We start from the raw sequence: 23033 nt of genomic DNA on the forward strand, positions 1-23033 counted from the left end.
GCCGCGATCCGAAAAGATTGCCACATCCTGCCTTAAAGCCGCCTGTGCGTCTCGCGGCAAATGCGCCTGCGGCGAGACTATAGGATGGCTTTTATAGATTGGAAAATAATATTAAATTACCCACATATTCCAATATGTAATGGAATTCTTCTGTGGGAGCGAGCCTGCTCGCGATGGTCTGTCAGCCAAATTGATCTTGGCTGATCCACCGCTATCGCGAGCAGGCTCGCTCCCACATAGAGGTTCCCCCTACATCTCAGAACGCCGCGCTGTAGGCAAACAACGCCGGCGCGCCACCGGTGTGCAGGAAGATGATCGGCCCTTCGTCGAAACGGTCGCGACCCATGCCGTCGAGCAGGCCGGCCATGGCCTTGCCGGTGTAGACCGGATCGAGCAGCAGCCCTTCCTGGCTGGCCAGCAGCTTGACCGCCGCCAGTGTCCCGGCGTTGGGTTCACCATAGCGGGGGGCGAAATATTCGTCCCACAGGTTCACTTTGAACGCCTCTGGAAGGGCGACTTCGAGCAACGCTGCCGTGCGCTCGGCCAGGCCCTGGACCTTCGGAAACTGGTCCTCCTCGCTGCGCGAAACCGTGACACCGATGACAGGCAGCGCCGGCAGGGCTTCGCTCAGCGCCAGCGCCAGGCCGCTGTGGGTGCCGGCACTGCCCGAGGCCAGTACCACGGCGGCGAATTCAATCCCGGTGTCCTTGATCTGCTCGGCCAGTTCCAGACCGGCGCGCACATAACCCAGCGCGCCCAAGGCGTTCGAACCACCAATCGGCACCAGGTAGGGTTTTTTCCCGTTGCTGCGCAGGCGACCGGCCAGGGCCTGTAGCTGCTCATCGGCGTTGTCCAGGTTGTCCACCAGCTCGACCTTGGCGTCGAACAATTCCAGCAGCAGCCGGTTGCCGTTGCCCAGGTAATTGCTGTCTTCGGTGCCGATAGGGTTTTCCAGCAAGGCCACGCAGCCCAGGCCCAGCTTTGCGGCGAGGGCAGCGGTCTGGCGTACATGGTTGGACTGGATCGCCCCGGCGGTGATGAGGGTATCGGCGCCTTGGGCGATGGCATCGGCGGCCAGGTATTCGAGCTTGCGCAGTTTGTTGCCGCCCATGGCCAGGGGCGTCAGGTCGTCACGCTTGATATAGATGTCCCGGCCGAGCCAGGTGGAGAGGCGGTCGAGTTTTTCCAGCGGTGTCGGATGGCCGAGCAGGTCGAGACGGTTAAAGCGAGACAGCTGTTGTTTGATCATGGGTCCGTACTGGTTGTAGGCGATGCCTGGACTATAGGCACGCCGATATTCATGGGCAACCGGCATGTGGGAGCGAGCTTGCTCGCGATAGCGGTGTAGCAGGCTCATGAAGATGTTGAATGACGGGCCGCCATCGCGAGCAAGCTCGCTCCCACAGGGGCTTGGCGCCAGTGAACGAATGCTCTCCTGGCAACGTCATACCCTCTCGGAGGCTAGTGTAGGAAGCGTGCCGTCGAGCCCTGCGATTAGTCCTTAGCTAGCTATTTATGTTTAACTTGAACGTTCATTCAAGTTAAACCGTCGGTTTGCTGCCCGCTCACAACAGGAGGCTTGCCTTTGCCGAGTCCGTTTTCGACCACCCCGATTCTTTTTCCCGAGGAGCTTGTTTCATGAGTGCCTCGTCCCTTCCACCCAGCGGCCTGGTCCGCATGAACCCGCCGGTCTTTTACTTCGCCGCGACCTTTATCCTGCTGTTCGGCCTGGTGGTGATTGCCATGCCCGCGCAGGCCGGCGCCTGGTTGCTGGCCGCGCAGAACTGGGCGGCCAATACGGTCGGCTGGTACTACATGCTGGCGATGACGCTGTATCTGGTCTTCGTGGTGGTCACCGCCTTGTCCGGCTACGGCAAGATCAAGCTCGGTGCCGACCACGACGAACCCGAATTCAGTTATCTGTCCTGGGCCGGCATGCTGTTCGCCGCCGGCATCAGCATCACGCTGTTTTTCTTCTGCGTGTCCGAGCCGCTGACCCACATGGTGCAGCCGCCCCAGGGCGAGGCGGGTACCGCCGAGGCGGCGCGCCAGGCCATGCAGATCCTGTTCTTGCACTGGGGGCTGCACGGCTGGGGCGTTTTCGCATTCGTCGGCATGGCCCTGGCGTACTTCGCCTACCGGCACAATTTGCCGCTGGCCCTGCGTTCGGCGCTGTACCCGCTGATCGGCAAACGCATCAACGGCCCCATCGGCTACGCCGTGGACGGCTTCGGCATTATCGCCACGGTGTTCGGCCTTGGCGCGGACATGGGCTTTGGTGTGCTGCACCTCAATTCCGGGCTCGACTACCTGTTCGGCATCGCCCACACCCAGTGGATTCAGGTTGGCCTGATCGTGCTGATGATGGGCGCGGCGATCATCGTGGCGGTGGCCGGTGTCGACAAGGGCGTGCGGGTCATGTCCGACATCAACATGCTGCTGGCCTGCGCGTTGTTGCTGTTCGTGCTGTTCGCCGGGCCCACCCAGCATTTGCTCAACACCTTGATCCAGAACATCGGCGATTATCTCGGCGCCCTGCCGATGAAGAGCTTCGACCTGTACGCCTACAACGAACCTAGCGACTGGCTGGGCGGCTGGACGGTGTTCTATTGGGCCTGGTGGATCGCGTGGTCGCCGTTCGTGGGGCTGTTCATCGCACGGATTTCCCGTGGCCGCACCATCCGCGAATTCGTGTTTGGCGTGCTGCTGATTCCCCTGGGTTTCACCCTGGCGTGGATGTCGATCTTCGGCAACAGCGCCATTGACCAAGTGTTGAACCACGGCATGAGTGCCCTGGGCATGTCGGCCTTGGAAAACCCATCGATGAGCCTTTACCTGCTGCTGGAAACCTACCCCTGGAGCAAGACCGTCATCGCCGTCACGGTGTTCATCAGCTTCGTGTTCTTCGTCACCTCCGCCGACTCAGGCACAGTGGTGCTGTCGACGTTGTCGGCCAAGGGCGGCAACCCCGATGAGGACGGGCCGAAATGGCTGCGGGTGTTCTGGGGGGCGATGACCGCCCTGGTGACCAGCGCGTTGCTGTTCTCCGGCAGCATCGATGCCTTGAAGTCGGCGGTGGTGCTGACGTCCTTGCCGTTCTCGTTGATTCTGCTGCTGATGATGTGGGGCCTGCACAAGGCGTTCTACCTGGAGTCGCAGAAGCAGATCGCGCAATTGCACTCCCTGGCGCCGGTGTCGGGTTCACGTCGGGGCACGGGCGGCTGGCGCCAACGCTTGAGCCAGGCGGTGCATTTTCCGTCCCGTGATGAGGTGTACCGTTTCCTCGACACCACGGTGCGCCCGGCCATTGAAGAAGTGACCGCGGTGTTCGTCGAGAAGGGCCTGACAGTGGTGGCCCAGCCCGATCCGGCCAACGACAGCGTCAGCCTGGAGATCGGTCACGGCGAGCAGCATCCGTTCATCTACCAGGTGCAGATGCGCGGCTACTTCACGCCGTCCTTCGCCCGCGGCGGCATGGGCTCCAAGGAACTCAACAACCGTCGTTACTACCGTGCCGAGGTGCACTTGAGCGAAGGCAGCCAGGATTACGACCTGGTGGGCTACACCAAGGAGCAAGTCATCAACGACATCCTCGACCAGTACGAGCGCCACCTGCAGTTCCTGCATTTGGTGCGCTGACCAACGTCCGGTTTTCCATCTGCCACCGTGTCGATCCCATCGCGAGCAGGCTCGCTCCCACAGGGTCTAGTGATTGCCTTGTGGGAGCGAGCCTGCTCCGGGCGGCGATCCGACGATGGCGGTTTGGTAGGCAGTGGAGCGCAACGCCTCAGACCAGCCCACCGTTGGCCCGCAGGATCTGCCCGTTCACCCAGCCAGCGGCCGGGCTCACCAGGAACGCGATGATGCTGGCAATGTCTTGCGGCTGGCCGAGGCGTTCCAGGGGCGGCATCTTGGCGTAGTGCTGCACCTGTTCTTCACTCTTGCCGTGCATGAACAGTTCGGTGGCGACTGGGCCGGGGGCCACGGCATTGACCGTGATCTGCCGACCGCGCAGTTCCTTGGCGAACACCTGGGTCAGGGATTCCACTGCGGCCTTGCTGGCGATATACACCGAGTAGCCGGGCAGGTTCAGGCCCACGGTGCTGCTGGAAAAATTCACGATCCGGCCACCGTCATTCAAACGGGTCGCGGCTTCGCGCAGGGTATTGAAGGTGCCACGGGTGTTGATGGCGAACGTCTGGTCGAACAACTCGTCGCTGTGCTGCGCCAGGGGCATCACCTGGAGGATGCCGGCGTTGTTGATCAATACATCGACCTTGCCCAGCTGCGCTTCGGTTTCATCGAACATCCTGCGGACATCGGCGGCAGAGGACACGTCTGCCTTCACCGCTATGGCTTGGTGGCCGGCCTGGCGCAATTGCACCACCAACTTGGACGCCTCGCTGGCGCTGTTGGCGTAGTTGATGACGACGGCGAAACCTTCGCTGGCCAGTTGCTTGGCGATTTCGGCGCCGATGCCGCGGGAAGCACCGGTGATGATGGCAACTTTGGATGTTTGAGTCGGCATGCTTGAGTCCTCTTGAAGTGGGTGAGGCCAGGTTCACATGTTTACTCTTGGCGATAAATGCCCGAAAGTTGCCTTGACTGTTCAACAATCACTAACAATAAAGGCGCCGGATTCAGATGGATCAAGTCAAAGCGATGAAGGTGTTCGTGCGCATCTATGAGCGAAGCAGTTTCACCCTCGCCGCTGAAGACTTGAACATGCCACGGGCCACGCTGACCCACACCCTCAATCAATTCGAAACCTGGCTGGGCGTTCGCTTGTTGGAGCGCAGTACTCGCAAGGTGCGCCCGACCCTCGATGGCGAAGCCTATTACCCACGCTGCGTGCAATTGCTGGCGGAACTTGAAGAAGCCGAACTGGCGTTTCGCGGCGTGGCGCCCAAAGGCAAGTTGAGGGTGGACTTGCACGGAACCCAGGCACGGTACTTCGTGATTCCGGCGTTGCCGCAATTCATGGCCCGCTATCCCGAAATAGAACTGTTCATCAGCGAGGCCGATCGTTTCGTCGATCTGATCGCCGAAGGCGTCGATTGCGTGCTGCGCTCCGGTGAGCTGGCGGATTCGTCATTGATCGGCCGGCGTGTCGCCAATCTTCGACAGATCACCTGCGCCAGTCCCGGTTACTTGCGCCAGTACGGCGAGCCGAAGTGCCTCGATGACTTGAAACATCACAAGGCGGTGAATTACGTCTCGCGGACCACCGCCAAACTGTATCCGTTTGAGTTCATGGTCGATGGCGAGCTCAAGGAGGTCCCGATCGGGGGCTCGCTGTCGGTGTCGGGCGCCGAAATCTATGCCGCCTCGGCCATCGCCGGCCTGGGCCTGATCCAATGCCCGCATTACCGGATGGAAGAGCCGATCCGGCAGGGCCTGATGCAGGAAGTCCTCACCGCCACCCCACCACCGTCCATGCCGGTGTCGGTGCTCTATCCGCACAACCGACTCATGTCGCCGCGGGTGCGCGTGTTTGTGGATTGGGTGGCGGAGGTGTTTGCGCAGGCGCGTTAGTGTGCCCCGTAGTTATCGTTGTCCTTGTGAGCGAGCTTGCTCGCGATGAGGCCTTGCCAAGCGATATTTTCATTGGCTGATCCACCGCTATCGCGAGCAAGCCCGCTCCCACACCTGATATGCGAACTTTCAACCTGACCGATGCGTCTGTGAAGTGTTAGCTTCTGCCACCAGCGTCCGAACAGAGAGCCTTTCGATGACCTACACCGCTGCGCAAAACCGCTACGAGTCCATTCCTTACCGCCGCGTCGGTCGCAGCGGGCTGGTGCTGCCGGCGCTGTCGCTGGGGTTGTGGCACAACTTTGGCGACAGTACGCCCATCGATACCCAGCGTGCCTTGCTGCGCACGGCGTTTGACCTGGGCATCAACCACTTCGATCTGGCAAACAACTACGGCCCGCCCTACGGCAGCGCCGAGATCAATTTCGGCCGGTTGCTGCGTGAAGATTTCAAGCAGTACCGCGATGAGTTGATCATCTCCAGCAAGGCCGGTTGGGACATGTGGCCGGGCCCATACGGCCAGGGTGGTGGCTCGCGCAAATACGTGCTCGCCAGCCTCGACCAGAGCCTGCAACGCCTGGGGCTGGACTATGTGGATATCTTCTATTCCCACCGCTTCGACCCCGACACCCCACTGGAAGAAACCGCCAGCGCACTGGCCACTGCGGTACAGCAGGGCAAGGCGTTGTACATCGGCATTTCCTCGTATTCCGGGGTGAAGACCCGGGAAATGGCGGCGCTGCTCAAAGAGTGGAAAGTCCCGCTGCTGATTCACCAGCCGGCCTACAACCTGCTCAACCGCTGGGTGGAAAAGGACCTGCTGGATGCCACCGACGAACTGGGTACCGGTGTGATCGCTTTCACGCCACTGGCCCAGGGCCTGTTGACCGACAAGTATCTCAAGGGTATTCCGGCCGATGCGCGGGTGAACCGTCCGGGCGGCGGCTCGTTGCAGGCTTCGCATCTGTCGGAGGAAAACATCGCCCATGTACGCGCCCTCAATGAGATCGCCCTGCGGCGCGGCCAGAGCCTGGCGCAAATGGCCCTGGCCTGGACCCTGCGCGATCCCCGCGTGACCAGCGCGCTGATCGGCGCCAGCCGGCCGGAGCAGATTATCGAGAACGTCGGGGCGTTGAAGAACCTGAGCTTCAGTGCTGAAGAACTGGCGCAGATCGATCGGTTTGCCCTGGAGGGCGGGATCAATCTTTGGGAGAAGCCTTCGTCGGCTGAGTAACGAATCGGCTGATCTGCAATGATCGGCTGAATACACAATCCTGTGGCGAGGGGATTTATCCCCGCTGGGCTGCGCAGCAGCCCCAAATCCTGTCACCCCGGTGTGTCAGGCCGATCGCATTTAGATGTATTGGGGCCGCTTCGCAGCCCCGCGGGGATAAATCCCCTCGCCACAAGAGCAATTCAGACTCGGTGCCTCACCTGAAAAACGGCACATCCCCCAACACCGTCGCCCGGTGCATCACCCGGCGGGCGGGGCGGTAGTCATCCACGGCAAAGTGCTGGGTGACGCGGTTGTCCCAGAACGCCACGTCGTTGACCTGCCAGCGCCAGCGCAGGGTGAACTCCGGGCGGGTGGCGTGGGCGAAGAGCAGTTTCAGGATCACCTCGCTTTCGGTTTCCGACAGCTCGTTGATCCGTGTCGTGAAGCCTTCATTGACGAACAGCGACCGTCGCCCGCTCACCGGATGAGTGCGGATCACCGGATGGGACAGTGGCGGGTTTTTCCGCCGTGCGGCTTCCCAGCGCGCCAGGTCTTCGGCGGTGTTGCCAAACCGTTCCAATGGAAAGGACCGGGTGAAATCGTGGGTCGCTGTCAGGCCTTCCAGCAAACGTTTCAAAGGGGCTGACAGCGCTTCGTAGGCCGCGATGCCGCTGGCCCACAACGTGTCGCCGCCAAACGCCGGCAGTAGCTTGGCGCTGAGCACCGCGCCCATGGCCGGCGTCGGTAAAAAAGTCACGTCGGTGTGCCACACGGCGTTGTCGCGGACATCGGTGACGGCGGTGTCGAGCACCAATACTTCGGGCTGCTCCGGTACGTTGGGGTAGATCGGGTGAATGTGCAGGTCGCCAAAATACGCGGCGAAACGCGCTTGTTGCGTCGGGTCGATCAGCTGGTCGCGAAAGAACACCACCTGATGCTTGAGCAAGGCCTGCTCGATGGCCTCGCGATGTTCCGGGCTCAGCGGCTGGCTGATATCGATCCCACTGATCTGCGCGCCGAGGGCTGTGCTCAAGGGAGTAATGGTCGGGCGGTTCATCGTCGAGTTCTCGGATTGGGCGCCGAATGGTCGGCGTAGTCATTGGGTATCAATGGGCCTGGCCGTGCCACGGCACCAGTTTGCGTTGCAGGGCGCGCAGGCCCATTTCCATGGCGAAGGCGATCAGTGCGATCACCAGGATCCCCAGTACCACCACGTCGGTGACCAGGAACTGCGCCGCTGACTGCACCATGAACCCCAGGCCGCTGGTGGCGGCGATCAGCTCGGCGGCCACCAGCGTCGACCAACCCACGCCCAGGCCAATGCGAATGCCGGTGAGGATGTCCGGCAAGGCACTGGGCACGATCACATGGCGAATCAACTGGGCCCGCGTGGCGCCCAACGATTGCGCAGCGCGTAGCTTGGCCCGGTCCACAGTGCGCACACCGGTGGCGGTGGCGATGGCAATCGGGGCGAAGATCGCCAGGTAGATCAACAGCACCTTTGACAACTCGCCGATGCCGCACCAGATCACGATCAACGGCAAGTAAGCCAACGGCGGAATCGGCCGGTAGAACTCGATCAACGGGTCGAGCACGCCGCGAGCGATGCGGTTGGCGCCAATGGCGATGCCCACCGGCACCGCCGTCAGCACGGCGAACAACAGGCCCAGGCCGATGCGTTCAAGGCTGGCGGCCAGGTGCTGCCAGAGGGTCGAGTCCATGTAGCCGCTGGTCGCCAGCAGCCAACCTTTTTGCAGTACGGCAGACGGCGAGGGCAGGAACAGCGGTTCGATCAGGCCGCTGGCGGTGACGGCCCACCAGACCGCCAGCAGTGCGATCAGGGTCAAGCCGCTGATCCAGCGCGTACTCAGGCTGGGCCTCAAGCCGCCGGCCGGGCGCTTGCTCGTCGTTTCACTGACAGCGGCTGGAATTTCGTAGCTGCTCATGCGCGCTCCTGTGGCCGAGTGGCGCTGCGTTGGGAGAACACCTTGGCGAGCACATGCTCGCGGGTTTCGATAAAGCGCGGGTCGGACTTGATCGACCGCGCCGATTCCCCGGCCCCGTAGCGCTGGCCGAAATCCAGGCTCAGGCGCTCGACGATCTGCCCTGGGTTCGGTGCCAACAGAATCAAGTCAGTGGCGAGGAACACGGCTTCTTCAATGTCATGGGTGATCAGGAACACCGGCTTGGCGGTGCGCTGCCAGACCTGCAGCAACAGTTCCTGCATCTGCTCGCGGGTGAAGGCGTCCAGCGCCCCGAAAGGTTCGTCCATCAACAGCACGCGCGGGTCGGCCGCCAGTGCCCGGGCCAGGCCGACGCGTTGCTTCTGGCCGCCGGAGAGCTGCCAGACACGGCGCTGCTCGAAACCGGCCAGGTCCACCAAAGCAAGCATTTCCCGGGCCCGGGCTTCACGCTTTTGCTTGCCGACCCCAGCCAGTTCCAGGCCGAACCCAACGTTGGCCAGCACGTCCTGCCAAGGCAGCAGCGCATCGTCCTGGAACACCACGCCGCGCTCGGCGCCAGGGCCCTTGACCGGCGTGCCGTCGAGGGTGATCTGCCCGGCGCTGGGCTCGACGAACCCGGCAATCAGGTTCAACAGCGATGTCTTGCCACTGCCGGACGGGCCGAGGGCAACCAGCAATTGCTGGGGCCCCAGGGTCAGGGAAATATCCGCCAGCACCGGTTCCGCCGCGCCGGGGTACTGTGCGCTGATGCGCTCCAGCTGTAGCAAGGCCATCGCGTGTCTCCCTTTTCCTGCTCAACGAGTGATGTATTTGGCGCTGACGTAAGGCGCGTAGTCCGGCAGCACGGCTTCGACCTTGCCTTGCTCCTTGAGGAACGCTGCGGTGTCGGTGATGGCTTGGGTGGTCGGTGCGCCGAGGCTCACGACCTGATCGGCCGCGAGGGGAAAGACGTTGCCTTGCAGCAACAGCGGGATATCGCTGGCCTTGGCGCCGGAGAGTTTCACCAGTTTGTCGACGTTGGACGTATCGGCCAGCCAGGCTTGTGGGTCCTTGCGGTACTGGGCGTAGGCATCCAGGGTCACTTTGGCGAAGGCTGTGACAATTTCAGGATGCTTCTGGGCGAAGTCCTTGCGCACGATCCAGGCGTCGAAGGTCGGGGCGCCGAACTTCGCCAGTTCCGCGGAGGTGATCAGCACCTTGCCGTTTTCCTTGGCCACGCCCAGGGCCGGGTCCCAGACGTAGGTGGCGTCGATGTCGCCGCGCTTCCAGGCGGCAATGATGGCCGGTGGCGCCAGGTTGAGTACGGTGACTTTCGACGGGTCGATGTTCCAGTGCTTCAACGCGGCGAGCAGGCTGTAGTGCCCGGTGGACACGAATGGCACGGCGATTTTCTTGCCGATCAGGTCTTGTGGGGCGTTGATGCCCGAACCATCACGAACCACCAGGGCTTCGGCGGCGCCGATCTGGGTGGCGATGAGGAAGGTTTCCACCGGGACCTTGCGGGTGATGGCTGCGGTCAACGGGCTGGAACCGAGGTAGCCGATCTGCACGTCGCCCGAGGCGATGGCGGTGATGACATCGGCGCCGTTGTCGAACTTGCGCCAGTCGATCTTGGCCTGGGTGGCTTTTTCGTAGGCACCATCGGCCTGGGCGACTTTGGCCGGGTCGACGGTGGTCTGGTAAGCGACGGTCAGGTCGGTCGCCTGGGCAAAAAGACTCGTTGCAGCCAGGGAGGCGGCCGCGAGAAGGCGGAGGGGGAAACTCAAAGACATGGCAAAGCTCCTCAACAGGCCGCCGGTTATTCGGCGTTGAAGGAGACTAAATGATCTAAGAATTGGAAAATAAATAACTTTTTCGAATGAGCTTATTTTCGAAAAAATCTATAAGACACGACTGAGAACCCTTGTGGCGAGGGATCTTGCTCCCGCTCGGCTGTAGGAACTGTGTAGGAGCTGTGTAGGAGCTGTGTAGGAGCTGTCGAGTGCAACGAGGCTGCGATCTTTCCCCAGACACTTGAATCTCAAGCGAAAGATCAAAAGTCGCAGCCTTCGGCAGCTCCTACAGTGCAGTCCAGCGAAGCGTCCTCGTCAAAGAGGGGTCAGTTGCTGATCGCCAGGATGCTCGCCTGATACGAACCCACGAACACGTCGAAATCTCCCACCTCGTTCTGCTCCAGCTCAGTTTGTTGAACCAGGGATTCACGGGCGGTTTCTTCGAATGCAGCCTGTTCCTGGGCAGGCAAAGGCTCGGCGCGGAAGAATTCGGCGTGGGCCTTGCTTTGGCGCAGGGAGAACTGGGCGAAGCTTTCCTGATGTTCGGCCATGGCGGCCAGCACCTGGGCGGAGGGCGTCAGGGATGGGTCGCGGACTTTCGCCAATTGCGCGTCCAGTGCCTGGCGGTGGGCATCGCCACCTTGGCTCTGGTCGAGCAGCGAGGCCAACGGCGCGATTTTTTCCAGCAATTCGACGGCCCAGGCCTGCATGTCCACCGATTGACCCTGGCGCTGCAATTGCAGGCCAGGCTTGCGGCCTTTCTTGACCACGGTCAGGAAATTGCTGGTGGCGTTACTGCATTCGTTGTTTTCCAGCTGCGGGCTGTCATTGAGGCCGCAATACAGCAGGAAAGCATCGAGGAATCGCGACTCGGTGAGGTCGATGCCCATCGGCAGGAACGGGTTGATGTCCAGGCAACGCACTTCGACGTACTGGATACCCCGGGCCATCAAGGCCTGGATCGGCCGCTCGCCGGTGTAGGTCACGCGTTTGGGGCGGATGTTGGAGTAGTACTCGTTTTCGATCTGCAGGATGTTGGTGTTGAGCTGCACCCACTCGCCGTTCTGGTGGGTGCCGACTTCGACGTACGGCGCATAAGGCGTCGCCACGGCTTTGCGCAGGCTGTCGGTGTAGCTGGCCAGGTCGTTGTAGCAAGGCGTGAGGCCGGCCTGGGCGTTGCTCTGGTAACCCAGGTCGCTCATGCGCAGGCTGGTGGCGTAGGGCAGGTACAAGGTGTCCGGGTCCAGTTGCTCCAACTGGTGCGGGCGACCCCGCAGGAAACCGGCGTCCAGGGCCGGCGAGGCACCGAACAGGTACATCAGCAACCAGCTGTAGCGGCGGAAATTGCGGATCAGCGCGATGTAGGCCGACGACTGGAAGTCACGGTCGCTGGCCTCGACGCCTTCGGCCTGCCGGAGCAGGGGCCAGAGCTTTTCCGGCAGGGAAAAGTTGTAGTGGATCCCGGCAATGCATTGCATGGTCTTGCCGTAGCGCAGGGCCAGGCCCTTGCGATAGACGTACTTGAGCCGACCGATGTTCGAGGTGCCGTAATACGCGATCGGGATGTCCTCTTCCGCCGGCAGTGGGCACGGCATCGAAGGGCTCCACAGGTACTCGTCGCCAAGTTTGCTGTAGGCAAACCGGTGGATCCTGTCGAGGCTGCGCAGGGTATCGGCCGGGTTGGCCAGGGCCGGCGTGATGAACTCCAGCAGCGACTCGGAATAGTCGGTAGTGATCTGTTCGTTGGTCAACGCCGAACCCAGGGCCTTGGGATGCGGGGTCTGCGCCAAGTGCCCATCGCCAGTGACGCGCAGGCATTCACGCTCGATGCCGTGCAGGCACTGTTCGAGCAGGGAGAGGTTGGCGCGCTCGCCGAGCAGGGCCAGGCGGCGGTTTAAAAGGTCGCTCAAGTTGAATTCCTTCACGCGTCAGTCGCCCCAATATGGGGGTGGGCAAGACGGTCTACAAGGGTGAAGTTAAAACTGGCGTTTTCGCCTGGTTTTCATGCTGCCAAAGACAATCATCACACCCCCTGTGGGAGCGAGCCTGCTCGCGATAGCGGTCTGTCAGTCAACTTTTATATTGACTGGTCCACCGCTATCGCGAGCAGGCTCGCTCCCACAAGGGGTTTCGGCGCGGCATTCGTGGCATCGAAATTAACTCAAATCGATGACAGGGAGCTATAGGACAGCGAACGTGCCTTGCGCTTTTGCGACCAGTTTGTCGCCTTGCATCACCTCGGCCTCGACCACCAGCGTGCGCCGGCCCGGGTGGATGACCCGGGCGGTGCACAACACGTCGCCGTCGGACACGGCGCGAATATAGTTGATCTTGCATTCGATGGTCGCGCTCTGCTGGTCAAAGCCATGGACACTGGAGCAAGCCAGTCCCATGGCGATGTCCACCAGGCTGAACAGCGCGCCGCCGTGCAGCTTGCCGCCGCGATTGCGCAGCGGCGGCTCAAGGCTCAGGGCGACTTGCGCCACCCCGTCCCCAAGGCTGTGCAGACGGCAGCCGAGCAGCTTGAAAAACGCGCTTTCCACCAACCCGGCTGGCACGTCCATCAGCGTTTCTTCAACTGCTTGGCGTTGGCGAACAACGAGGCCATGGCGTTGTTGGACGGAGCCGCGGTGGTGGTCTCCTTGCGTGGCGCGGTGTTCTGCGACTGACGAGGCGTCGAGCCAGGACGCGCACCACGGGCACCGTCGACTTTCTCGCCCGGTGTGTCGCTCATGCGCATCGACAGGCCGACGCGTTTGCGCGGGATGTCGACTTCCATGACCTTCACTTTCACCACATCACCGGCCTTCACCGCTTCGCGGGGGTCCTTGATGAACTTCTCGGACAAGGCCGAGATGTGCACCAGACCGTCCTGGTGCACGCCGATGTCGACGAAGGCACCGAAGTTGGTGACGTTGGTCACCACGCCTTCGAGGATCATGCCCGGTTGCAGGTCCTTGAGGTCTTCGACGCCGTCCTGGAACTCGGCGGTCTTGAACTCGGGGCGCGGGTCGCGGCCCGGTTTCTCCAGTTCCTGGAGGATGTCGGTGACGGTGGGCAGGCCGAAGGTTTCGTCGGTGAATTTCTTCGGATCCAGGCGCTTGAGGAACCCGGCATCACCGATCAGCGAACGAATGTCGCGGTCGGTCTGGGCGGCGATGCGTTGCACCAGCGGGTAGGCTTCAGGGTGGACAGCGGAGGAGTCCAGCGGGTTATCGCCGTTCATTACCCGCAGGAAGCCGGCGGCCTGTTCGAAGGTCTTTTCACCCAGGCGCGGGACTTTCTTCAACGCGGCGCGGGTCTTGAACGCGCCGTGTTCGTCACGGTGGGTGACGATGTTCTGCGCCAGGGTGGCGTTCAGGCCGGAGATACGCGCCAACAGCGCCACCGAAGCGGTGTTCACGTCAACACCCACGGCGTTCACGCAATCTTCCACCACCGCGTCCAGGCCTCGCGCCAGTTTCAGTTGGGAAACGTCGTGCTGGTACTGGCCGACACCGATGGATTTCGGGTCGATCTTCACCAGTTCCGCCAGTGGATCCTGCAGGCGACGGGCGATGGATACCGCGCCACGGATCGACACGTCCAGGTCCGGGAATTCCTTGGAAGCCAGTTCCGACGCCGAGTAAACCGAAGCGCCGGCCTCGGAGACCATGACCTTGGTCATCTTCATGGCTGGGTATTTCTTGATCAGCTCGGCGGCCAGCTTGTCGGTCTCGCGGCTGGCGGTGCCGTTGCCGATGGCGATCAGGTCCACCGAATGCTTGGCGCACAGGGCGGCGAGCACGGCGAGGGTCTGGTCCCACTTGTTGTGCGGCACGTGCGGGTAGACCGTGGCGTGGTCCAGCAGCTTGCCGGTGGAATCCACCACGGCCACCTTGCAACCGGTGCGCAGGCCCGGGTCCAGGCCCAGGGTGGCGCGTGGGCCGGCCGGTGCGGCCAGCAGCAGGTCGTGCAGGTTGTGGGCGAACACGTTGATCGCCTCGGTCTCGGCGTTATCGCGCAACTCGCCCAGCAGGTCGGTTTCCAGGTGGGTGTAGAGCTTGACCTTCCAGGTCCAGCGCACCACTTCGGCCAGCCATTTGTCGGCGGCGCGACTCTGGTTCTGGATGCCGAACTGCTGGCCGATCATGCCTTCGCACGGGTGCATGGTGCCGGGCAATTCTTCACCGACTTTCAGTGCGGAGCTGAGAATGCCTTCGTTGCGACCACGGAAAATCGCCAGGGCGCGGTGGGACGGCATGCTCTTGAGCGGTTCGTCGTGTTCGAAGTAGTCGCGGAACTTCGCGCCTTCCTCTTCCTTGCCGGCGATCACCCGGGCGCTAAGGGTGGCTTCCTGCTTGAGGTAGTTACGCAGTTTTTCCAGCAGGTTGGCGTCTTCGGCGAAACGCTCCATGAGGATGTACTTGGCGCCTTCCAGCGCCGCTTTCACGTCCGCCACGCCTTTTTCGGCATCGACGAAGCGCGCGGCTTCGGCTTCCGGGGCCAGGGTCGGGTCGTTGAACAGGCCGTCGGCCAGCTCGCCGAGGCCGGCTTCCAGGGCGATCTGGCCCTTGGTGCGGCGCTTTTGCTTGTAGGGCAGGTACAAGTCTTCGAGGCGGGTCTTGGTGTCGGCCAGCTTGATGTCGCGCTCAAGTTGCGGGGTCAGCTTGCCCTGCTCCTGAATGCTGGCCAGGATGCTGATGCGCCGTTCGTCGAGTTCTCGCAGGTAGCGCAGGCGTTCTTCCAGATGCCGCAATTGGGTGTCATCGAGGCTGCCGGTCACTTCTTTCCGGTAACGGGCGATGAAAGGCACCGTGGAGCCTTCATCGAGTAGCGCGACGGCCGCTTCGACCTGTTGTGGGCGTACACCGAGTTCCTCGGCGATGCGGCTGTTGATGCTGTCCATAAAACCACCTGACAAATTGTGAAATCAGGCTCGCCACCGCAGAAACAGCGCTCGGCGAGACTGGTTGAGCGGCCTGGCATGCGCCGCTGCCTGGGTCAAAAGGCTGCCTGTTGACCCGCGAAATTCAAAAAGTGCTGCCTGGCCAAGGGGAAAAAAATGGCACGCCGGGTCACGATCCGGCATTCCCTGGCACAAAAGGCCGCGCATTATAACCAGCGTTCCGTCCTGAGGGGGGGACATGGTCTGTAGGCTTGATGCCCGGTTTTGTGGTGATAGAGGAAAAATCTGCTAACAATGCACACGGTGCGTATAACGGCAGCTAGGCCATAATGCGCGCCGAGATCAAAGGAGCTTCCTATGAGCAGCACTGCACAAACTGCTGAAGGCGAAAAAATTCTTATTGTTGACGACGATCCGGGGCTGAGCAGCTTGCTGGAACGCTTTTTCGTCAGCAAGGGCTACCGCGCCCGTACCGTACCGAACACCGAGCAAATGGATCGACTGCTGGCCCGTGAAGTTTTCAACCTGGTGGTGCTCGACCTGATGCTGCCCGGTGAAGACGGCCTGACAGCCTGCCGCCGCCTGCGCGGCGCCAACAATCAGATCCCGATCATCATGCTCACCGCCAAGGGCGACGAGTTGAGCCGTATCAAGGGCCTTGAACTGGGCGCCGACGATTACCTGGCCAAGCCGTTCAACCCCGACGAGCTGATGGCCCGGGTCAAGGCGGTGCTGCGTCGTCAGTCGGCGCCGGTACCTGGCGCGCCGGGTAGCGAAGATGAAAGCGTGACCTTCGGCGACTATGAGCTGTCCCTGGCCACTCGCGAGCTCAAGCGCGGCGATGAGGTCCACATGCTCACCACCGGCGAGTTCGCCGTGCTCAAGGCCCTGGTGATGAACGCTCGCCAGCCGCTGACCCGGGACAAACTGATGAACCTGGCCCGTGGTCGTGAGTGGGATGCGCTGGAGCGCTCCATCGACGTGCAGATTTCCCGTCTGCGCCGGATGATCGAACCCGATCCTTCCAAGCCGCGGTACATCCAGACCGTCTGGGGCGTGGGTTATGTGTTCGTACCGGATGGCGCCGCCAGCAAGTGATCGGCGATTTGTAGGAGCGGGTGGCCTGGCCGGTTGAAATGTCTTCTTCCAGGCGACTCGCGGTCTGTCATTGTGCGAGCATCGCTCGCTCCTGCAAGTGTGTAGCGGTTATTCATGAAAACCCCCGTTTGGTTCCCCCAGAGTTTCTTCTCCCGCACCCTCTGGCTGGTGCTGATCGTCGTGCTCTTCTCCAAGGCACTGACGCTGGTGTACCTGCTGATGAACGAAGACGTTCTCGTGGACCGGCAGTACAGCCACGGTGTTGCCTTGACCCTGCGGGCCTATTGGGCGGCGGACGAAACCAACCGAGCGAAAATTGCCGAGGCGGCGACGCTGATCCGCGTCGTCGGTGCCGGCGTGCCGGAGGGCGAGCAGCACTGGCCCTACAGCGAGATCTATCAACGCCAGATGCAGGCCGAACTGGGTGCCGATACCGAGGTGCGATTACGCATGCACTCGCCGCCGGCGCTGTGGGTACGAGCCCCGAGCCTGGGGGACGGCTGGCTGAAAGTGCCGTTGTACCCGCATCCGCTGCGCGGCCAGAAAATCTGGAACGTGCTCGGCTGGTTCCTGGCCATCGGCCTGCTGTCGACGGCGTCGGCGTGGATCTTCGTCAGCCAGCTCAACCAACCGTTGAAACGCCTGGTCTACGCCGCCCGCCAACTGGGCCAGGGGCGTAGCGTGCGGCTGCCCATCAGCGATACGCCCAGCGAGATGACCGAGGTCTACCGTGCCTTCAACCAGATGGCCGAGGATGTCGAACAGGCCGGGCGCGAGCGCGAACTGATGCTCGCTGGTGTCTCCCATGACCTGCGCACGCCGCTGACCCGGCTGCGGTTGTCGCTGGAGTTGATGGGCGAGCACACCGACCTGACCGACGAGATGGTCCGCGACATCGAGGACATGGACGCGATTCTTGACCAGTTCCTGGCGTTCATTCGCGACGGTCGTGACGAGTCTGTGGAAGAGGTGGACCTCAGTGAATTGGTGCGGGAGGTGGCCGCGCCCTATAACCAGAACGATGAGAAAGTGCACCTGCGCCTGGAGCCGATCCAACCGTTCCCGTTGCGCCGGGTGTCGATGAAGCGTTTGCTGAACAACCTGATCGGCAATGCGCTGAACCATGCTGGCACCGGCGTCGAAGTCGCGGCTTATGTCTCCGGTGATACCAGCGCGCCTTATGTGGTGCTGAGCGTCATGGACCGTGGCGCCGGCATCGATCCTTCTGAGCTGGAAGCCATTTTCAACCCCTTCACTCGCGGTGATCGCGCCCGGGGCGGGAAGGGTACGGGGCTGGGCCTGGCCATCGTCAAGCGCATCGCCTCGATGCACGGCGGCAACGTCGAGCTGCGTAACCGCGTCGGTGGTGGGCTGGAAGCTCGGGTGCGCTTGCCGTTGGGCTTGATGCTGCCTCGGGATGCAGTATAGGAGACAGCAGCAAGCCGCGAGCTTCAAGCTGCAAGTTGGAAGCAGCTTGGCTTGCAGCTTGAAACTTGCTGCTTGCAGCTGCTCCTCAACCTTTACCCTTGGTCCGGGTCATGTTCGGCCCGCCATTCTTTTCCAAATGCTCAATGATGATCCCGGCCACGTTCTTGCTCGTGGTGGTCTCGATCCCTTCCAGGCCTGGCGAGGAGTTGACTTCCATCACCAGCGGTCCGTGGTTGGAGCGCAGGATGTCCACGCCCGCCACGGCCAGGCCCATGACTTTCGCGGCCCGCAGGGCGGTCATGCGTTCTTCCGGGGTGATCTTGATCAGGCTGGCACTGCCGCCGCGATGCAGGTTGGAGCGGAACTCTCCGGGCTTGGCCTGGCGTTTCATCGAGGCAATCACCTTGTCGCCGACGACGAAGCAGCGAATGTCCGCGCCACCGGCTTCCTTGATGTACTCCTGGACCATGATGTTTTGCTTAAGGCCCATGAACGCCTCGATCACCGATTCCGCCGCCGTCGCGGTTTCACACAGGACCACGCCGATGCCCTGGGTGCCTTCCAGCACCTTGATCACCAGCGGTGCGCCGTTGACCATCGCAATCAGGTCGGGAATGTCGTCGGGGGAGTGGGCAAAACCGGTTACCGGCAGGCCGATCCCGCGCCGTGACAGCAACTGCAGCGAGCGCAGCTTGTCCCGGGAGCGGGCGATGGCCACCGACTCGTTGAGGGGAAACACCCCCATCATTTCGAACTGACGCAACACGGCGCAGCCATAGAACGTCACCGATGCGCCGATGCGCGGGATCACCGCATCGAACCCTTCCAGCGGCTTGCCACGGTAATGGATCTGCGGCTTGTGGCTGGCGATGTTCATGTAGGCGCGCAGGGTATCGATCACCACCATTTCATGGCCTCGTTCGGTCCCGGCTTCAACCAGACGACGAGTGGAATACAGACGCGGATTACGCGACAGCACAGCGATCTTCATGCAACACCTGTGGCAGAGGTAGTGGACACCGGGAATGCCGGCTTGTCTTGAACGTATTTGATACCCGGATTGACCACCAGTTGGCCGTCGATCAAGGCTTTGGAACCCAGTAACAGGCGGTATCGCATGGACTTGCGGCAGGCAAGGGTGAACTCGACCCGCCAGATTCGATCACCCAGTGCCAACGTGGTGCTGATCACGTAGCGGACCTGAGCGTGGCCGTTGGAACTCTTTATGGTCTTGCGGGCCACCAGTGGCGCTTCGCAGCGGCGATGGCGCAACTGCACCACCGTGCCGAGGTGCGCAGTGAAGCGCACCCACTTTTCGCCATCGCGCTCGAATGGCTCGATGTCGGTGGCATGCAGGCTGGAGGTGCTGGCACCGGTGTCGATTTTTGCCCGCAGGCCCACGACTCCCAGATCCGGGAGCGCCACCCACTCGCGCAGACCGACAACGGTCAAATGGTCAAAAGTCTTCAATAAAAAAACCTGCGATCAGTACATCGGATCGTGGACTCCGCGAATCGCGGTATTCACGCAGAATAATCACAAAATGGCGACAGTTATCTACGCGCTTGTTTGTGCTTGTAACCGATTTCGAGCCAAGCCATGCATGTGGAGGCGATTTGGCGGGCATTCTATCCGTCGGGCCGGATTCGTGCGCCCGACAAAAACGGTAGTACAGTTCCGGCTATTGGCAGAAAAGAGGAATGGCAGTGGCACAAAAAAAGGAAGAGGACGACAAGGTCCGTCTCGATAAATGGTTGTGGGCGGCGCGATTCTACAAGACGCGGGCGCTGGCCAAGACCGCCATCGAAAGCGGCAAGGTTCATCACCGCGGAGAACGTTGCAAGCCGGGCAAAGAGCCACGCGTTGGCGATGAGTTTGTCATCCGCACCGGCTTCGATGAAAAGACCGTGGTGGTCGAAGCCTTGTCGATCGTGCGTCGCGGCGCGCCTGAAGCCCAGGCGCTATATCGCGAAACCGAAGCCAGCATCGCCAGGCGCGAAACCGCCGCCGCGCAACGCAAGGCCGGCGCCCTGGGGGTCAGCACCGACGGCAAGCCGAGCAAGAAGCAGCGCCGGGACCTGTTCAAGTTTCATGGCAGCAATAGCGAATAAAGCGCCGGTCATCCCGCTGGGCGCTGTAGGAGCTGGCGAAGCCTGCGATCTTTTGATCTTTCGCTTGAGATTCAATTGTCTGGGGAAAGATCGCAGCCTCGTTGCACTCGACAGCTCCTACGCCAGTACCTCCGATCCAGCGGGAGCAAGCTTCAGCGCCTTCCCGTCAGGCAAACCCAAGCCTTGCTTGGAACCCACCCTGAATGCCCATAAAATGCCCGCCATCATTTGTCATCACCTCAGATACCAGACCCTATGACTGATTTACCGGATACCGACTACACCCAACGTTTCATCTTCGATGACAGCGACGCCCGTGGCGAGCTGGTGGCGTTGGAGCGTAGCTACGCCGAAGTCCTTGCCAAGCACGCCTATCCGGAGCCGGTCGCACAACTGCTCGGCGAGCTGATGGCGGCTGCGGCGTTGTTGGTGGGCACCTTGAAGTTCGATGGCTTGCTGATTCTCCAGGCGCGCTCCGAAGGTCCGGTGCCGCTGCTGATGATCGAGTGCTCCAGCGAACGTGAGATCCGGGGCCTGGCCCGTTATCACGCCGAACAGATCGCGCCCGACGCGACCCTGGCCGACATGATGCCCGACGGCGTGCTGGCCCTGACGGTCGACCCGACCCATGGCAAGCGCTACCAGGGCATCGTCGATCTCGACGGCGCGACCCTGGCTGAATGCTTCACCAACTACTTCGTCATGTCCCAGCAGACCAATACCCGCTTCTGGCTCTACGCCGACGGGCGGCGTGCCCGCGGTTTGCTGCTGCAACAACTGCCTGCCGATCGCCTTCGCGACGCGGAAGAACGTGATGCCAGCTGGCAGCACATCACCGCTCTGGCCAGCACCTTGAGCGCCGATGAGCTGTTGAGCCTGGACAACGAAACCGTGCTGCATCGCCTCTATCACGAGGAGCAGGTACGCTTGTTCGACGGACAGCCGTTGCGCTTCCAATGCAGTTGCTCTCGTGAACGTTCCGCCAATGCGCTGGTCAGTCTGGGTCTGGAAGATGCGCAGCAACTGGTGATCGAACATGGCGGTGCCATCGAGATCGATTGCCAGTTTTGCAACGAGCGCTACCTGTTCGACGCGGCGGACATCGCGCAATTGTTCGCCGGTGCGGGTGTCGACACACCGTCAGATACTCGTCACTAAAACGATTCAGCGCAGGTAAATCTCCTGGCAAACGCCGGATTTACGCCGTACTGACGGGAGGGCCCTACTCTTTTTGGGGTTTTCTGGCATAATCCGGCCCACTTTTTTCGGGTAGTAGTGCGCGACTTCCTACTACAAAACGTTTGGAGCACTCGGCCACGGGCCGACGGGGAATCTCATGACGCAAGCCAATAACGCCGTGTACACCGATCTGAGTGTCGATGATCTGGTCAAAGAAGCCCTGAATCGCGGTGAAGGCGAGCTTGCCGATACTGGCGCGCTGGTTGTTCGTACCGGTCATCGTACCGGTCGCTCGCCAGTCGACCGTTTCATCGTAGAAGAGCCAACCACCCAGGACGCCATCGCCTGGGGCCCGATCAACCGCAAGTTCCCGGCCGACAAGTTCGATGCCCTGTGGAACCGCCTCGAAGCCTACCTGGGCGAGCGCGAGCGTTTCGTATCCCACGTGCATGTAGGCTCCGATCCTGCGCACTACCTGCCAGTCAAGATGACCACCGAGACCGCGTGGCACAACCTGTTTGGCCGTTGCCTGTTCATCAACCCCGAGCAATACAACGCCGGCGGCAAGGATGAATGGCAGATCATCAACGCACCGAACTTCGTCTGCGAGCCTGAGCGCGACGGCACCAACTCCGATGGCACCGTGATCATCAACTTCGCGGCCAAAAAAGTGCTGATCGCCGGCATGCGCTACGCCGGTGAAATGAAGAAAGCCCTGTTCTCCGTGCAGAACTTCCTGCTGCCGGCTGTTGACGTGCTGCCGATGCACTGCGCCGCCAACATGGGCGAAGAGGGCGATGTGACCCTGTTCTTCGGTCTGTCGGGTACCGGCAAGACCACCCTGTCCGCCGACGAAAGCCGTTACCTGATCGGTGACGACGAGCACGGCTGGGGCGTGGGCGTGGTCTTCAACATCGAAGGCGGCTGCTACGCCAAGTGCATCGACCTGTCCGAGAAGAACGAGCCTGTTATCTGGAAAGCCATTCAGCACGGCGCCGTACTGGAAAACGTCGTCCTGGACCCGGTCACCAAGAAAGCCGACTACGCCGACGACAGCCTGACCCAGAACAGCCGCGCCGCTTACCCGCGTGAGCTGATCGAAAAACGCGCACCGAAAAACCTCGGTGGCGAGCCAAACGCCGTGATCTTCCTGACCTGCGACCTGACCGGTGTACTGCCGCCTGTGTCGATCCTCAGCGAAGAACAAGCCGCCTACCACTTCCTGTCCGGCTACACCGCACTGGTGGGCTCGACTGAAATGGGTTCGGGCAGCGGCATCAAGTCGACCTTCTCCACCTGCTTCGGCGCCCCATTCTTCCCGCGTCCGGCTGGTGAATACGCTGAGCTGCTGATCAAGCGCATCCGTGGTTTCGGTTCCAAGGTCTACCTGGTCAACACTGGCTGGACCGGCGGCGGCTACGGCGTTGGCAAGCGTTTCAACATCCCGACCACCCGTGCGGTGATCGCAGCGATCCAGAGCGGCGCGCTGATCGGTGCTGAAACCGAACACCTGGACATCATCAACCTGGACGTGCCGCTGGCTGTTCCAGGCGTCGAGACTGGCCTGTTGAACCCACGCAACACCTGGGCCGACAAAGCTGCCTACGACGAAGCGGCCAAGGCATTGGCCGGTCTGTTCACCGAGAACTTCAAGAAGTTCGACGTGAGCGACGCGATCAAGGCGGCGGGTCCGCAGCTGTAAGGCTTGGTTAGCGAATGAAAAAGCCGCCCTTCATGGGCGGTTTTTTTATGGGTGCGCCAGGCATGGCGCGTTGCGCGTTAGCGCAACCAGTTTGGCTGTGGTGGCCATGCTGGTGACTTGGAGGTGAAAGTCCTTTACAC

The 23033-nt window shown here is 61.7% G+C and carries 19 protein-coding genes; 8 read left to right on the forward strand and 11 right to left on the reverse strand.

The genetic code is table 11. From position 1 onward, the window contains the following. Positions 1-256: 256 nt before the first annotated feature. Positions 257-1249: a D-cysteine desulfhydrase gene (locus tag ASC85_RS21330; RefSeq protein ID WP_057451207.1), complete on the reverse strand. Its 993-nt coding sequence runs from the start codon at positions 1247-1249 to the stop codon at positions 257-259. Positions 1250-1677: 428 nt separating this feature from the next. Here ASC85_RS21330 and betT point away from each other — a divergent pair, with 428 nt between their 5' ends. Further along, positions 1678-3639 carry a choline transporter BetT gene (gene betT, locus ASC85_RS21335; RefSeq protein ID WP_164488493.1) on the forward strand — a complete coding sequence of 654 codons (1962 nt, stop codon included), beginning with the start codon at positions 1678-1680 and terminating at the stop codon, positions 3637-3639. A gap of 148 nt (positions 3640-3787) precedes the next feature. On the opposite strand, the gene ASC85_RS21340 is transcribed toward betT, so the two are convergent. After that, positions 3788-4528 (reverse strand): SDR family oxidoreductase, encoded by a 741-nt coding sequence (locus tag ASC85_RS21340; protein ID WP_003196671.1) that lies wholly within the window; start codon positions 4526-4528, stop codon positions 3788-3790. A gap of 116 nt (positions 4529-4644) precedes the next feature. Between ASC85_RS21340 and ASC85_RS21345 the strand changes: the two genes are divergently transcribed. Both ASC85_RS21345 and mgrA read left to right on the forward strand, forming a co-directional pair. After that, positions 4645-5535, forward strand: coding sequence for a LysR family transcriptional regulator (locus tag ASC85_RS21345; protein ID WP_057451197.1), 891 nt, complete (start codon positions 4645-4647; stop codon positions 5533-5535). A 196-nt stretch (positions 5536-5731) separates the two neighbouring features. Then, a complete protein-coding gene (gene mgrA / locus ASC85_RS21350; RefSeq protein WP_057451198.1) occupies positions 5732-6769 on the forward strand; it encodes an L-glyceraldehyde 3-phosphate reductase in 1038 nt (345 codons plus the stop codon). A gap of 196 nt (positions 6770-6965) precedes the next feature. Here mgrA and tauD read toward each other — a convergent pair whose 3' ends face one another. The 7 genes from tauD to ASC85_RS21385 form a co-directional block, all read right to left on the reverse strand. Continuing rightward, positions 6966-7808, reverse strand: a complete 843-nt coding sequence (gene tauD / locus ASC85_RS21355) for a taurine dioxygenase (RefSeq protein WP_057451199.1) — start codon at positions 7806-7808, stop codon at positions 6966-6968. A gap of 49 nt (positions 7809-7857) precedes the next feature. Further along, a complete protein-coding gene (gene tauC / locus ASC85_RS21360) occupies positions 7858-8697 on the reverse strand; it encodes a taurine ABC transporter permease TauC (RefSeq protein WP_014336029.1) in 840 nt (279 codons plus the stop codon). Then, positions 8694-9488, reverse strand: a complete 795-nt coding sequence (tauB, locus tag ASC85_RS21365; protein WP_057451200.1) for a taurine ABC transporter ATP-binding subunit — start codon at positions 9486-9488, stop codon at positions 8694-8696. The genes tauC and tauB overlap by 4 nt, the downstream gene beginning before the upstream one ends. 21 nt (positions 9489-9509) lie before the next feature. Beyond that, on the reverse strand, positions 9510-10487 hold the full coding sequence (gene tauA / locus ASC85_RS21370) for a taurine ABC transporter substrate-binding protein (RefSeq protein WP_057451201.1): 978 nt from the start codon (positions 10485-10487) through the stop codon (positions 9510-9512). Positions 10488-10813: 326 nt separating this feature from the next. Next, on the reverse strand, positions 10814-12397 hold the full coding sequence (gene gshA, locus ASC85_RS21375) for a glutamate--cysteine ligase (RefSeq protein ID WP_057451202.1): 1584 nt from the start codon (positions 12395-12397) through the stop codon (positions 10814-10816). A gap of 270 nt (positions 12398-12667) precedes the next feature. Then, on the reverse strand, positions 12668-13051 hold the full coding sequence (locus ASC85_RS21380) for a PaaI family thioesterase (RefSeq protein WP_014336033.1): 384 nt from the start codon (positions 13049-13051) through the stop codon (positions 12668-12670). Next, positions 13051-15375, reverse strand: coding sequence for a Tex family protein (locus ASC85_RS21385; RefSeq protein WP_057451203.1), 2325 nt, complete (start codon positions 15373-15375; stop codon positions 13051-13053). The genes ASC85_RS21380 and ASC85_RS21385 overlap by 1 nt, the downstream gene beginning before the upstream one ends. Before the next feature lie 357 nt (positions 15376-15732). On the opposite strand from ASC85_RS21385, the gene ompR reads away from it, so the two are divergent. Then, complete coding sequence (gene ompR, locus ASC85_RS21390) at positions 15733-16473, forward strand: osmolarity response regulator transcription factor OmpR (protein WP_003196691.1); 741 nt, start codon at positions 15733-15735, stop codon at positions 16471-16473. Positions 16474-16587: 114 nt separating this feature from the next. After that, positions 16588-17901 (forward strand): ATP-binding protein, encoded by a 1314-nt coding sequence (locus ASC85_RS21395; protein WP_003196694.1) that lies wholly within the window; start codon positions 16588-16590, stop codon positions 17899-17901. Positions 17902-17986: 85 nt separating this feature from the next. Here the strand turns inward: ASC85_RS21395 and rimK are convergent, their stop codons facing one another. Both rimK and rimB read right to left on the reverse strand, forming a co-directional pair. Next, positions 17987-18892, reverse strand: a complete 906-nt coding sequence (gene rimK, locus ASC85_RS21400) for a 30S ribosomal protein S6--L-glutamate ligase (protein ID WP_003196697.1) — start codon at positions 18890-18892, stop codon at positions 17987-17989. Next, positions 18889-19371, reverse strand: coding sequence for a retropepsin-like aspartic endopeptidase RimB (rimB, locus tag ASC85_RS21405; protein ID WP_003196699.1), 483 nt, complete (start codon positions 19369-19371; stop codon positions 18889-18891). The genes rimK and rimB overlap by 4 nt, the downstream gene beginning before the upstream one ends. A 236-nt stretch (positions 19372-19607) precedes the next feature. On the opposite strand from rimB, the gene ASC85_RS21410 reads away from it, so the two are divergent. The 3 genes from ASC85_RS21410 (at position 19608) to ASC85_RS21420 (ending at position 22893) form a co-directional block, all read left to right on the forward strand. Then, on the forward strand, positions 19608-20012 hold the full coding sequence (locus ASC85_RS21410; RefSeq protein ID WP_057451208.1) for an RNA-binding S4 domain-containing protein: 405 nt from the start codon (positions 19608-19610) through the stop codon (positions 20010-20012). A gap of 255 nt (positions 20013-20267) precedes the next feature. After that, positions 20268-21170, forward strand: coding sequence for an Hsp33 family molecular chaperone HslO (gene hslO / locus ASC85_RS21415; RefSeq protein ID WP_057451204.1), 903 nt, complete (start codon positions 20268-20270; stop codon positions 21168-21170). Between the two features lie 178 nt (positions 21171-21348). After that, positions 21349-22893: a phosphoenolpyruvate carboxykinase gene (locus ASC85_RS21420; protein WP_057451205.1), complete on the forward strand. Its 1545-nt coding sequence runs from the start codon at positions 21349-21351 to the stop codon at positions 22891-22893. The last annotated feature ends 140 nt before the right edge of the window (positions 22894-23033 follow it).

It is taken from the genome of Pseudomonas sp. Root401 (assembly GCF_001425105.1).
Classification (GTDB): Bacteria; Pseudomonadota; Gammaproteobacteria; order Pseudomonadales; family Pseudomonadaceae; genus Aquipseudomonas; species Aquipseudomonas brassicacearum.

Coding starts and splice junctions, on each gene's coding strand:
- ASC85_RS21330 (WP_057451207.1), bottom strand. CDS start 1,249: ATGATCAAACAACAGCTGTCTCGCTTTAACCGTCTCGACCTGCTCGGC.
- betT (WP_164488493.1), top strand. CDS start 1,678: ATGAACCCGCCGGTCTTTTACTTCGCCGCGACCTTTATCCTGCTGTTC.
- ASC85_RS21340 (WP_003196671.1), bottom strand. CDS start 4,528: ATGCCGACTCAAACATCCAAAGTTGCCATCATCACCGGTGCTTCCCGC.
- ASC85_RS21345 (WP_057451197.1), top strand. CDS start 4,645: ATGGATCAAGTCAAAGCGATGAAGGTGTTCGTGCGCATCTATGAGCGA.
- mgrA (WP_057451198.1), top strand. CDS start 5,732: ATGACCTACACCGCTGCGCAAAACCGCTACGAGTCCATTCCTTACCGC.
- tauD (WP_057451199.1), bottom strand. CDS start 7,808: ATGAACCGCCCGACCATTACTCCCTTGAGCACAGCCCTCGGCGCGCAG.
- tauC (WP_014336029.1), bottom strand. CDS start 8,697: ATGAGCAGCTACGAAATTCCAGCCGCTGTCAGTGAAACGACGAGCAAG.
- tauB (WP_057451200.1), bottom strand. CDS start 9,488: ATGGCCTTGCTACAGCTGGAGCGCATCAGCGCACAGTACCCCGGCGCG.
- tauA (WP_057451201.1), bottom strand. CDS start 10,487: ATGTCTTTGAGTTTCCCCCTCCGCCTTCTCGCGGCCGCCTCCCTGGCT.
- ASC85_RS21380 (WP_014336033.1), bottom strand. CDS start 13,051: ATGGACGTGCCAGCCGGGTTGGTGGAAAGCGCGTTTTTCAAGCTGCTC.
- ASC85_RS21385 (WP_057451203.1), bottom strand. CDS start 15,375: ATGGACAGCATCAACAGCCGCATCGCCGAGGAACTCGGTGTACGCCCA.
- ompR (WP_003196691.1), top strand. CDS start 15,733: ATGAGCAGCACTGCACAAACTGCTGAAGGCGAAAAAATTCTTATTGTT.
- ASC85_RS21395 (WP_003196694.1), top strand. CDS start 16,588: ATGAAAACCCCCGTTTGGTTCCCCCAGAGTTTCTTCTCCCGCACCCTC.
- rimK (WP_003196697.1), bottom strand. CDS start 18,892: ATGAAGATCGCTGTGCTGTCGCGTAATCCGCGTCTGTATTCCACTCGT.
- hslO (WP_057451204.1), top strand. CDS start 20,268: ATGACTGATTTACCGGATACCGACTACACCCAACGTTTCATCTTCGAT.
- ASC85_RS21420 (WP_057451205.1), top strand. CDS start 21,349: ATGACGCAAGCCAATAACGCCGTGTACACCGATCTGAGTGTCGATGAT.